This is a genomic window from Pseudonocardia zijingensis, from assembly GCF_042657305.1.
Lineage (GTDB): Bacteria > Actinomycetota > Actinomycetes > Mycobacteriales > Pseudonocardiaceae > Pseudonocardia > Pseudonocardia zijingensis.
This window is the reverse complement of the sequence record NZ_JBHSKO010000009.1, coordinates 247643-258053: the sequence shown is the minus strand read 5'-3', so window position 1 is coordinate 258053 and position 10411 is coordinate 247643. Positions and strand designations below refer to the sequence as shown.

The window sequence follows — 10411 nt, the reverse complement described above, 5'->3', positions numbered from 1 at the left end:
CCTCGTTCAGCGCGTTGCAGCTGATGTCGACCACGAGCGTGGCGGTGTGCGACTCGACCACGTCGAACGCGGTGACGACGCCGCCGACGCGGCCGACCGCCATCGTGAGGTCGCCCGCGGCGCTGGCCGAGGCGGGCACCTCGACCCGAGCGGTGATGGCGTATCCGGGACCGGGAACTGGCACCTCCGCACCCTATCCACGACCTCACCGTGGCCTGCATCACACCGGTTGCACGATCCCCCCAACTCCAGGACTGCACCCCGGCTCGTCCTCGGCAGACCGAGCACCGGAGGACGCCGTGCACACCATCCCTCAGCCGTCCGGCCCCCGACCACCGATGGCACAGCCACCGTTCGCCCAGCCCTACGCCCAGCACCCATTCACCCAGCAGCCGTCCGCACAGCCACCGTTCCCACAGCCACCGGCACGCCCGCCGGCACACCCATCGGGACAGCTCCGGCCGCGCCCCGTCGCCGGGCTCGGCACCGTCACGATCGTCCTCGTCGCCGCCGCCCTGGCCGCGGGGCTACTGAGGCTCGCCGCGACCTCCTGGGCCTCGCAGGTCGTGTTCGGCCCGTAGGAAAGCGGGATACCCAGCGTGAGCGAGCTGGTGGACGGTCCCCTCTTCCTGCTGCTCGTCACGGGTTTCCTCATGGTGCCCACGGCGCTCGCCGCGGCGGCCACCGCCCTCGTCTGGGTCCACCGCGCCCGCACGAACGCCGCGCTCCTGTCCCCGCACCTGCGGCTGCGCTACTCGCCGACGGCCTCGGTGTTGCTGCTGCTGATCCCGGTGGCGAACGCCTACTTCATCGGCCCGATCCTCGGTGACATCCGCGCGGCGAGCTTCCCGTACGGCCACGACGAGCGGGGCACCCGGCTTGTGCGCGCGTTCTGGGCGACCACGGTCGTCACCGCGGCCGTGGCCGGGACCGGCAACCTCGTCCTGTCCGCCGTGTCCGAGTGGCTGTTCGCGCCCGGGCGGGCGGCGGGCGAGGCCGCCGCGCACCACGTGACGGCAGCCGCGCTCACGTTCCAGACCGTCACGTACCTGCTCGCCGTCGCGAGCGCGGTGCTGTTCGCCCTCGTCGTGCGCCACATCTCCCGGCTGCAGACTCGCGCTCACGGCCGGCCACTGATCGTGACCCGCGTCACACCACCCCACCCACGGCCGACCGTCCCGGGTCGCCCTGGACGTCCCACCCACTCCCGCCGGAGGAACAGATGACCACCGCACCCGTGCCCGCAGGCCCCGCCCACCCCGCTGCCCCGTATCCCCGCTCGGTGAACGGCCTCGGCACCGCCGCCGCGGTGCTCCTCGGGCTCACCGCGCTCGCGTTCCTGGCGCTGTTCCTCGGTAGCTGGTCGGACTACCAGCTGCTCTCCGACCACGTGAACGGGCGGGTCGGCGAGGAGGCCTACTGGGAGAGCTACCGCGGGCGGATCTGGAGCTCGGTGCTCCCGACCCTCCTCGCGATCCCGCTGGTCATCGCGGCGGGCATCTCCTGGATGACCTGGCTGCACCGCGCCCGCACCAACGCGGGGGTGCTGTCACCGCACTACCCGTTCCGCTACTCCCCCGGCTTCTCGGTGGTCGGCATGATCGTGCCGTTCGCGAACCTGTGGTGGTCGCGGCCGATCCTCGAGGACGTCTGCCGCGGCAGCAGCCCGCACGCGCCCGCCGACGACCTCGTCCGCCTCGTCCGCACCTGGTGGGGCATCGTCATCGCGAGCACCGTCGTCTCGATCGTGGGCCAGCCGCTGTTCCCGATCCGCACCCTCACCTACGCGCCGGACGGCACCCTGGTCGACGGCGGCCGAGAGGCTCTGAGCTCGTTCTTCGGGGTCGCCGTGCTCAACACGGTGCTGGCGATCGCGTTCGCGGCGAGCATCGCGGTGTTCGCCACGATCGTGCGCCGCGTCAGCGCCCTGCAGACCGCGCAGCTGTTCCCGGCGCGATGAGTACCACCGCACCGCCCGCCCGCCCGCCGCTCCTGGTCGGCGCGCTCGTCTGCTCCGCCGTCGCTGCCCTCCTCGTCACCGCGCTGGCCGCCCTCGTGGCGGGCGGCGGGGTGGCGTGGCTGGTGAGCGGCAGCCCGGACGGCATCGACATGGCGATGGCCGGACTGCTCGTCGTGCTCGGGACGGTCTTCCTGGGATCGCCCGCGGCCTGCATGTGGGTCGCACTCGTCCGGCTCGTCGCACGGCCGCCGCACGGTGCCAAGCTCATGATCGGGAGCCTGCGCACGGTGGGCGGGTTCCTGCTCATGGTCGCGCTGCCCACGATGTCGGTCCGGGCCGCCATCCTGGTGTCCGTCGTGGTCGCCGGCGTCGCGCTCGCCTTCCTGGGGGTCGCCCAGCTGCTCGCCGCGGCCACCCGGTCGGCGACTCCGCAGGGGTTGTGACCCCGCCACTCGGGGTGTGTGATGGCGGACACGTCACACGCAGCGTCGCGGAGGTGGTCCTCGATGGCGGTCAGAGCAGAGGCCGGGCAGCGCGCGGGGGGCCGGGCAACGGCCCCCACCGTCGGCGATCCGTCCCGGTTGCGCAACGTGGTCCTGGTGGGGCCCTCCGGCTCCGGGAAGACGACGCTGGTGGAGGCGCTGCTCGCGCACGCCGGTGAGATCCCGCGGGCGGGCACCGTGCTCGACGGCACCACCGTCTGCGACCACGACCCGGCCGCCGTCCGCCAGCAGCGCTCGGTCGGCCTGTCCGTCGCCCCCCTCTTCCACGCGGACACGAAGACCAACCTGATCGACACCCCCGGGTACGGGGACTTCGTCGGCGAGTTGCGCGCGGGACTGCGCGCCGCCGACGCCGCGCTCTTCGTGGTGCCGGCCAACGCCGGCCGCGAGGGCCCGATCGACCCCACGATCGTCGCCCAGTGGGAGGAGTGCGCCGCGGTCGGCATGCCGCGGGCCGTCGTGATCGCGCGCTGCGACAACCCGCGCGCCGACATCGAGGCCACGATCACCGCCTGCCAGGAGGCCTTCGGCAACGGGGTCGCCCCGCTCTACCTCCCGCTGCGCGACGGCGACACGCTCACCGGCCTCTACGGCCTGCTCACGCAGACGCCCGCCGGCCAGGCCCCACCCGGCGCCGAGGAGGCGCGGGCCGAGCTGATCGAGGGCATCATCGAGCAGTCCGAGGACGAGACCCTCATGGACCGCTACCTCGCGGGCGAGGACATCGACGTCACCACGTTGATCGACGACCTGGAGACGGCGGTCGCGCGGGGCGCGTTCCACCCGGTCATCCCGGTATGCGCGGCGTCCGGCACCGGGATCGACGCGCTGCTCGAGGTGCTGGTCGGCGGGTTCCCGTCGCCCCTGGAGCACCCGCTGCCCGGGGTCAGCGGCATCGACGGCGCCGAGCACCCGCCGCTCACCGCCGACCCGGACGGGCCGCTGGCGGCCGAGGTGGTGCGCACCTCGGCCGACGCCTACGTCGGGCGCGTGTCACTCGTGCGGGTGTTCTCCGGCACGCTGCGCCCCGAGTCCACCGTGCACGTGAGCGGGCACCCGACCGGCATCCCGACCCAGCGCACCGGCGAGGCCGACGGCCACGACGCCGACGAGCGGCTCGCCCACATCTACGCGCCGATGGGCGCCACGCTGCGCGAGGTCGACGCCTGCATCGCGGGCGACATCTGCGCGCTCACCAAGCTCGGCAGCGCCGAGACCGGCGACACCGTGTCGGCCGCCGACCACCCCCTGCTGCTCTCGTGCTGGGACCTGCCGCAGCCGCTGCTGCCGGTCGCCGTGGTCGCCCGCACGCGCGGCGACGAGGACGCGATGGTAAAGACCCTCGCCAAGATCGTCGCCGCCGACCCGACGCTGCGCCTGGAACGCAACCAGGAGACCCACCAGACGGTGCTGTGGTGCATGGGCGAGGCCCACGCCGACGTCGTGCTCTCCCGGCTGCGGGCCGGCGGGGCCGAGGTCGACACCGAGCCGGTGCGGGTCCCGCTGCGCGCCACCCTCGCCAAGCCCGCGAAGGTCACCGGCCGGCACGTCAAGCAGTCCGGTGGGCACGGGCAGTACGCCGTGTGCCACGTCGAGTTCGAGCCCCTCCCCCGCGGGTCCGGCATCGAGTTCGTCGACAAGATCTTCGGCGGGGCGATCCCGAACCAGTTCATCTCGAGCGTCGAGAAGGGGATCCGCGCGCAGGCCGAGCGCGGGGTCACCGACGAGCACCAGCCGGTGGTCGACTTCCGCGCCACGCTCGTGGACGGCAAGGCGCACAGCGTGGACTCGTCCGACGCCGCGTTCCAGACCGCGGGTGCCCTCGCGTTGCGGGAGGCGGCGCAGGCGTGCGGCGTGACCGTGCTCGAGCCCTACGACGAGGTGTCGATCCGGGTGCCCGACGAGCACCTCGGCTCGGTGCTCGGCGACCTGTCGGGCCGGCGCGGGCGGGTGATGGGCACCGACGTCGCGGGCCCGGGCCGCACCCTCGTGCAGGCCGAGGTGCCGAGCGTCGAGCTCCTGCGCTACGCCGTGGACCTGCGGGCGCTCACCGCGGGCGCGGCGACGTTCACGCGCCGGTTCGCCCGCTACGACGTGGCGCCCCGGTAGGCCTCACGGCACGCCGAACATCCGCAGGCCCGCCGTGGTGGCCGCGGCGAGCACCACGACCAGCACGAACGGCACGCGCCGCCACGCCGCGACGGCGCCGACGAGCACGCCCGCGGGCCGGGCCCAGCCGGCGAACCCGCCGCCCTCGGTGAGCGCGGCGGTGGCCACGACGGCCACGAGCAGGGCGGTGGCGCCCAGGTCGAGGTAGCGCTCGACGCGCTCGGGCACCGACATGCGGTCGCGCAGCACGATCCCGACCAGCCGCAGCAGGTAGGTGCCGACGCCGAGGGTGAGCACAGCCGCCCAGGTCACGACGCCTCCCGACCGGCCGGCGCGGTGCGGGCCACGAGCAGGCCGAGCAGCCCGAGGATCACCGGCACACCGGCGGGCAGGAACGGGGTGGCGGCCAGCGCCACCACCGCCGCGGCGAGCCCGACGCGGCGCGCGTCGGCCCGTCCCATGGACGGCAGCAGCATCGCCAGCAGCGCCGCCGGGAAGGCGGCGTCGACGCCGAACGCGGCCGGGTCCGGGATGGCCGAGCCGGCCAGCCGGCCCGCGATCGCGCCGAGGTTCCAGAAGGTGAACAGCAGGATCCCGCAGGTCCAGTAGGCCGCCCGGGCGCGCGGTCCGCTCCCCCGGGCCCGGGAGAACGCCACCGACTCGTCGACGAGCAGGTGGGCGCCGAGCAGCCGCGCTGGCCAGCTGCCACCGACGGTGTCCCCGATGGCCAGCCCGAACGGCACGTGCCGGGCGTTCATCAGCAGCCCGGCGGCCACGGCCGCGAACACGTTGCCCCCAGCAGCCACCACGGCGACCACCAGGAACTGCGACGCACCCGCGAACACGACGACGGAGAGCGCCACCATGAGGACGAACGGCACCCCGGCGGTGCCGGCCAGCGCGCCGAAGGAGGCACCGACCACGGCGATCGCCGCCGCGAGTGCGACGGCGTCGCGGAGGTCCTCCCGATGCAGTGTTCGGGTGAGCGAACGCATGTCCGATACAGTGAACGACGACAGGCGCGTTCGTCAAGCCGAACAAGGAGACCGATGGACCGAACGGGACCGCTGTCCGTCATCGCGGCCTCGCTGCGCCGGGAGCGCGAGCGCCACGGCATCTCGCTCACCGAGCTCGCGCGCCGCGCCGGCATCGCGAAGTCGACGCTCTCCCAGCTGGAGGGGGGCACCGGCAACCCCAGCGTGGAGACGCTGTGGGCGCTCGCAGTGGTGCTCGACATCCCGTTCAGCCGGCTCGTCGACCCGCCGGCCGCACCGGTGCACGTGCTGCGCGCGGGCGAGGGCATGGCGATCCCGTCCGAGCACGCCCCGTTCAGCGGCACCCTGCTCGCCGCCTGCCCACCAGGCGCGCGCCGCGACCTGCACGTCATCGCGGGCGAGCCGGGGCCGCAGCGCGAGGCCGACAGCCACATCCCCGGCACCACCGAGCACATGATCGTGACGTCCGGGCGGTGGCGCGCCGGACCGCTGGGCGGCGAGGTGGAGCTCGGGGTGGGCGACTACGTCCGCTTCCCGGGCGACCGGCCGCACACCTACGCCGCGCTCACGCCGGGCTGCTCGGCGGTGCTGGTGATGGAGTACGTCTGACCTCCGCGAGGAGGCTCTCGATCTCCTCGACCCGCGGGTCGCCGTGCGCCACGGCGATCCGGTGGGCCTCCCGCCACACCTCGGTCGCCTCCCCGTCCGCGCCGGCCGCGGCCAGCTGACGCCCCAGCTTGATCCGCACCGGCACCGCCTCGTACCGGACGTCGAGGCGGTCCGCCGCCGCGACCGCCTCCCGGTAGCTCCGGACGGCGGCGTCGTGGTCCCCCCGCGCCGCGTGGACGCCCGCGAGCGTGACCAACGCAGGCACCACCCGGAACGGCTCGGGGCCGTCCCGGATGACCTCGACGGCCCGGCGTGCGTGGCCGAGCGCCTCGTCGTGCAGGCCGAGCTCGACGAGGGCCCCGGCGAGGTTGTTCAGGGCGAAGGCCGCGTAGAGCTGGTTCCCCTCCTCCAGGTACAGGTCACGCGCCCGCTCGTGCGCCTCCCGCGCCTCGACCAGCCGGTTGGCCTCGTGGTAGGCGCTCCCGAGGTTCAGCAGGCACGCCGCCTGCCCCCGCCGGATGCCCAGCCGCTCGAAGATGGCGAGGGCCGCGCGGCTCGTCTCGATCTCCGCGTCCGCGTAGCCGGGCAGGTGGCCGTACGGCTGGCTGAGCCCGTTGCGGATCTTGGCCTCGAGGAGGGCGTCGCCGATGGCGACCGCGTGCTCGACCCCCGCCTCCCCCACGACCCGCATCTGGTGCCAGAGACCGCGCACGTAGAAGTGGGGCCAGGTCAGCTGGCCGAGGACGGCGGCGGCCTCCCGCTGGCCGTGGTCGTCGGCCCACCGGACGATCTCCACGATCGCGTCCTGCTCGGCGTCGATCCACTCCGCCGCGGCGCGGTCGTCGTCGAACCGCTCGGGCGTGATGCCCTCCGGTGGGCCCGGCGGGATCGGCAGCTCGTGCGGCGTCGCGACGAGCCGGGCCCGCGCGTCCTCCGCGGTGTGCGCGTACCACCGCAGCAAGCGGCCGCGAGCGGCCGAACACAGGCCCGGGTCCTGCTCGACGCGGGCACAGGCGTACTCGCGGAGCAGGTCGTGCAGCTCGAACCGCCCGGGGAACCGCTCCTCGAGCATGCTGGCGTTCCTCAGGCGCCGCAGCGCCGCGGCCGCCTCCACCGGTGGGACGCCGGCGAGCGCGGCGGCGGCCGGCACGCTCACACCGTTGCCGGGGTGGAGGCCGAGCACCTCGAACATGCGGGCGGCCTCGGGGTCGAGCGCGTCGTAGGACCACGTGAAGACCGAGCGCAGGTCGGTGTCCGGGCTCTCGTCGATCGACAGCGCCGCCAGCCGGCCGCGGTGATCGGCCAGCTCGGCCGCGAGCTCCCGCAGCGGCCTGCCCGGGGTGTCGGCCGCCCGCTCGGCGGCCAGGCGGAGCGCGAGCGGCAGGCGCGCGCACAACCGGACGATCGCCGACGCCGCCTCCGGCTCGGACTCGACGCGCTGCCTGCCGATCGCCTCGGCGAGCAGCTCCACGGCGTCGCGCTCCGGGAGCACGTCCAGGGTCACCTGGCGGGCGCCGTGGTGGACCGACAGGGCCCGCAGCCGGCGCCGGCTCGTCACGAGCACGACCGCGGCGCTGCCCGGCAGGAGCGGGCGCACCTGGTCGCTGTCGCGCGCGTTGTCGAGCAGGATCAGCACCCTGCGTGTGGCCAGGGTGCTGCGCAGCAGGGCGGAGCGCTCGTCCATCCCGGCGGGGACGCGATCCGCGGCCACGCCCGCCGACCGCAGCATGGCCGCCAGCGCGTCGTCGGGGCGCACCGGCTCGCCGGGACCGTACCCGCGCAGGTCCACGTAGAGCTGGCCGTCGGGGAAGTGCTCCCTCGCGTGGTGGGCCCAGTGGACGGCCAACGCCGTCTTCCCGATACCCGCCGTGCCGTCGATCGCCGAGATGACGACCGGCGCCGAGTCGCCACCGCCCAGGCCACCCATGATCTTGTCGAGCCGGGCGACGTCGTCGTCCCGGCCGATGAAGCCGTGCACGTCCGACGGGAGCTGCCGGGGCGGCGCCCACCCGTCGGGTGCCGGTGGCCCGCCGGGATCGGCGGTTCGATCCGGCACCCCGCCCACCGCCGCCGCCAGCGTGGCCCGGTCCTCCTCGCCCAGGTGCAACGCCGCGGCCAGGAGCTGCAGGGACGTGCCGTGCGGGCGGCCGCCCGAGTCGCCGGACTCCAGCCGCCGGATCGTCCGCACGCTCAGACCGGCCCGCTCCGCCAACTGCTCCTGGGTCAGCAGCGCGCGGTTGCGCCACTCCCGCAGCAGCGACCCGACCGACCGCGCGTCACCCGCATCCACGGGTGACCACTCTGCACGATCAGCGCGGCGCGCCCGACTGCGCCCGGTGGGCCGAGAGCGGCCCGTCCGGAGCGCCCTCCGTCAGCGGCGCGGGCGTGCCCTCGTCGCCGCCTCCGGGGTAGGAGTACTGCTTGACCCAGTCGACGAGCATCTGCGACTCCTGGACCTCCCCCTCGCCGTCCTCGGGGAACCAGTCGAGCTGGACGCACAGGTGCATGGCGCGCGGCGGGAGGATGTCCACGTCGTCGGTGCGCCACCACTCCTTGCCGTCCACGTACGCGGCCACGTGGGTGGGGGCCCACTCGACGGCCCAGTTGTGCCACTGGGTGGCGTCGATCTGCACCTTGCCGCCCACCTGGTCGTTGTCCTTGCCGTAGTGCAGGAACAGGTTCGTGGTCTGGCGGGTGTGGTCCAGCATCTCCATGAAGTCGATCTCGCCGCCCACCGGGAAGTCCTCGGCGTCGGGCCACAGCAGAAGCAGGGCGTTGTAGGACTCGTCGCTCGCGGGCGCCTTCACCCGACCCTCCCAGCGCCCGTGGAGCTGGCCCGGGGTCCACGCCATCCCGGCCGTGTCGCCCTCCGGGCTGCCGGTGATCGTCATGATGCCGTCGGAGAAGCTCACCGCCGACGGCGTGCGCCTGCCCTTTCCTGCGTGGCCCGCCCCGTCGTAGATGTTCCACTCGTCGCCGAGCGGCCCGTCGAACTCCTCGACGCGGTTGGGCTCACCCCAGCCGTGCACCGCGGCCGCACTTGTCTCGTGACCCGCCGACACCCCCGGCGCAGGCGGGGCGGGCGGGGCCTGGCGCGGGGCCGCACCGGCCGTGGAGGCGCTCCCGAGCACGACCGTCCCGACGATCGCCGCGATGGTCAAGGATCGCCTCATCCGTCTCCCCCGCACCTCGAGTCACAACTCGGACACGGCGGACACTAGGCAGCGATCACTGCTCCGGCCGCCCGGATCACCTCACCGGGGGCCAACTCGACCGGATCGGGCGACGGGGCGCGTCACCAGCCCCGCGCGGCGTAGCGCTGCTCGTCGGGCAGCTCGGCCACGTTGATGCCGACCATCGCCTCGCCCAGGCCGCGCGAGACCTTGGCGATGACGTCGGGGTCGTCGTGGAACGTGGTGGCCTTGACGATGGCCTCCGCGCGCTTCACCGGGTCGCCGGACTTGAAGATGCCCGAGCCCACGAAGACGCCCTCGGCGCCCAGCTGCATCATCATCGCCGCGTCGGCCGGGGTGGCGATGCCGCCCGCGGTGAACAGCACGACCGGCAGCTTGCCCGCCTGCGCCACCTCGCGGACCAGCTCCACGGGCGCGCGCAGCTCCTTGGCGGCCACGAACAGCTCCGCCTCGTCGAGCGCGGCGAGCTTGCGGATCTCCGACCGGATCGAGCGCATGTGCCGGGTGGCCTCGACGACGTTGCCGGTGCCGGCCTCGCCCTTGGAGCGGATCATGGCCGCGCCCTCGGAGATGCGGCGCAGCGCCTCGCCCAGGTTGGTGGCACCGCACACGAACGGCACGGTGAACGCCCACTTGTCGATGTGGTGGGCCTCGTCGGCCGGGGTGAGCACCTCGGACTCGTCGATGTAGTCGACACCGAGGGACTGCAGCACCTGGGCCTCGACGAAGTGGCCGATGCGGGCCTTGGCCATCACCGGGATCGACACCGCGTCGACGATGCCCTCGATCATGTCGGGGTCGCTCATCCGCGCGACGCCGCCCTGGGCGCGGATGTCGGCGGGCACCCGCTCCAGGGCCATGACGGCCACGGCACCCGCGTCCTCGGCGATCTTCGCCTGCTCCGGGGTGACGACGTCCATGATCACGCCACCCTTGAGCATCTCCGCCATCCCGCGCTTGACGCGCGCGGTGCCCAGCACCGACTCGGATGCGGCGGGGGCGGTGGAGGGGGATTCAGGGGAGGACACGACCGTCTACCTC

The 10411-nt window shown here is 74.2% G+C and carries 11 protein-coding genes; 5 read left to right on the top strand and 6 right to left on the bottom strand.

Annotated features, from left to right (window positions below):
* On the bottom strand, positions 1 to 184 hold a 184-nt coding region (locus tag ACFPL3_RS20280; protein ID WP_465269433.1), incomplete at its 3' end, for an ACT domain-containing protein.
* Positions 185 to 599: 415 nt separating this feature from the next.
* Here ACFPL3_RS20280 and ACFPL3_RS20275 point away from each other — a divergent pair.
* The 4 genes from ACFPL3_RS20275 (at position 600) to ACFPL3_RS20260 (ending at position 4572) form a co-directional block, all read left to right on the top strand.
* The gene (locus tag ACFPL3_RS20275; RefSeq protein WP_343946567.1) at positions 600 to 1226 is read left to right on the top strand and encodes a DUF4328 domain-containing protein; all 627 of its coding nucleotides are present in this window, start codon (positions 600 to 602) and stop codon (positions 1224 to 1226) included.
* Positions 1223 to 1960 carry a DUF4328 domain-containing protein gene (locus ACFPL3_RS20270; protein ID WP_343946566.1) on the top strand — a complete coding sequence of 246 codons (738 nt, stop codon included), beginning with the start codon at positions 1223 to 1225 and terminating at the stop codon, positions 1958 to 1960. Before ACFPL3_RS20275 ends, ACFPL3_RS20270 begins: the two co-directional genes overlap by 4 nt.
* Complete coding sequence (locus tag ACFPL3_RS20265; RefSeq protein WP_343946565.1) at positions 1957 to 2403, top strand: hypothetical protein; 447 nt, start codon at positions 1957 to 1959, stop codon at positions 2401 to 2403. Before ACFPL3_RS20270 ends, ACFPL3_RS20265 begins: the two co-directional genes overlap by 4 nt.
* A 63-nt stretch (positions 2404 to 2466) precedes the next feature.
* Positions 2467 to 4572, top strand: coding sequence for an elongation factor G-like protein EF-G2 (locus tag ACFPL3_RS20260; RefSeq protein WP_343946564.1), 2106 nt, complete (start codon positions 2467 to 2469; stop codon positions 4570 to 4572).
* A gap of 3 nt (positions 4573 to 4575) precedes the next feature.
* On the opposite strand, the gene ACFPL3_RS20255 is transcribed toward ACFPL3_RS20260, so the two are convergent.
* A complete protein-coding gene (locus ACFPL3_RS20255) occupies positions 4576 to 4884 on the bottom strand; it encodes an AzlD domain-containing protein (RefSeq protein WP_343946563.1) in 309 nt (102 codons plus the stop codon).
* Positions 4881 to 5567, bottom strand: a complete 687-nt coding sequence (locus tag ACFPL3_RS20250) for an AzlC family ABC transporter permease (RefSeq protein ID WP_343946562.1) — start codon at positions 5565 to 5567, stop codon at positions 4881 to 4883. Before ACFPL3_RS20250 ends, ACFPL3_RS20255 begins: the two co-directional genes overlap by 4 nt.
* A gap of 54 nt (positions 5568 to 5621) precedes the next feature.
* On the opposite strand from ACFPL3_RS20250, the gene ACFPL3_RS20245 reads away from it, so the two are divergent.
* Positions 5622 to 6176 (top strand): helix-turn-helix domain-containing protein, encoded by a 555-nt coding sequence (locus tag ACFPL3_RS20245; protein ID WP_343946561.1) that lies wholly within the window; start codon positions 5622 to 5624, stop codon positions 6174 to 6176.
* On the opposite strand, the gene ACFPL3_RS20240 is transcribed toward ACFPL3_RS20245, so the two are convergent.
* The 3 genes from ACFPL3_RS20240 to pdxS form a co-directional block, all read right to left on the bottom strand.
* Complete coding sequence (locus ACFPL3_RS20240; protein ID WP_343946560.1) at positions 6133 to 8466, bottom strand: ATP-binding protein; 2334 nt, start codon at positions 8464 to 8466, stop codon at positions 6133 to 6135. The genes ACFPL3_RS20245 and ACFPL3_RS20240 overlap by 44 nt on opposite strands.
* A 19-nt stretch (positions 8467 to 8485) precedes the next feature.
* Positions 8486 to 9349: a glycoside hydrolase family 16 protein gene (locus ACFPL3_RS20235; RefSeq protein ID WP_343946559.1), complete on the bottom strand. Its 864-nt coding sequence runs from the start codon at positions 9347 to 9349 to the stop codon at positions 8486 to 8488.
* Between the two features lie 122 nt (positions 9350 to 9471).
* Positions 9472 to 10398 carry a pyridoxal 5'-phosphate synthase lyase subunit PdxS gene (pdxS, locus tag ACFPL3_RS20230; RefSeq protein ID WP_343946558.1) on the bottom strand — a complete coding sequence of 309 codons (927 nt, stop codon included), beginning with the start codon at positions 10396 to 10398 and terminating at the stop codon, positions 9472 to 9474.
* Positions 10399 to 10411: the final 13 nt, after the last annotated feature.

Excerpts from the sequence above, each read along its gene's own strand:
- ACFPL3_RS20245 (WP_343946561.1), top strand. The coding sequence starts at position 5,622 with ATGGACCGAACGGGACCGCTGTCCGTCATCGCGGCCTCGCTGCGCCGG.
- ACFPL3_RS20235 (WP_343946559.1), bottom strand. The coding sequence starts at position 9,349 with ATGAGGCGATCCTTGACCATCGCGGCGATCGTCGGGACGGTCGTGCTC.
- ACFPL3_RS20250 (WP_343946562.1), bottom strand. The coding sequence starts at position 5,567 with ATGCGTTCGCTCACCCGAACACTGCATCGGGAGGACCTCCGCGACGCC.
- ACFPL3_RS20265 (WP_343946565.1), top strand. The coding sequence starts at position 1,957 with ATGAGTACCACCGCACCGCCCGCCCGCCCGCCGCTCCTGGTCGGCGCG.
- ACFPL3_RS20260 (WP_343946564.1), top strand. The coding sequence starts at position 2,467 with ATGGCGGTCAGAGCAGAGGCCGGGCAGCGCGCGGGGGGCCGGGCAACG.
- ACFPL3_RS20270 (WP_343946566.1), top strand. The coding sequence starts at position 1,223 with ATGACCACCGCACCCGTGCCCGCAGGCCCCGCCCACCCCGCTGCCCCG.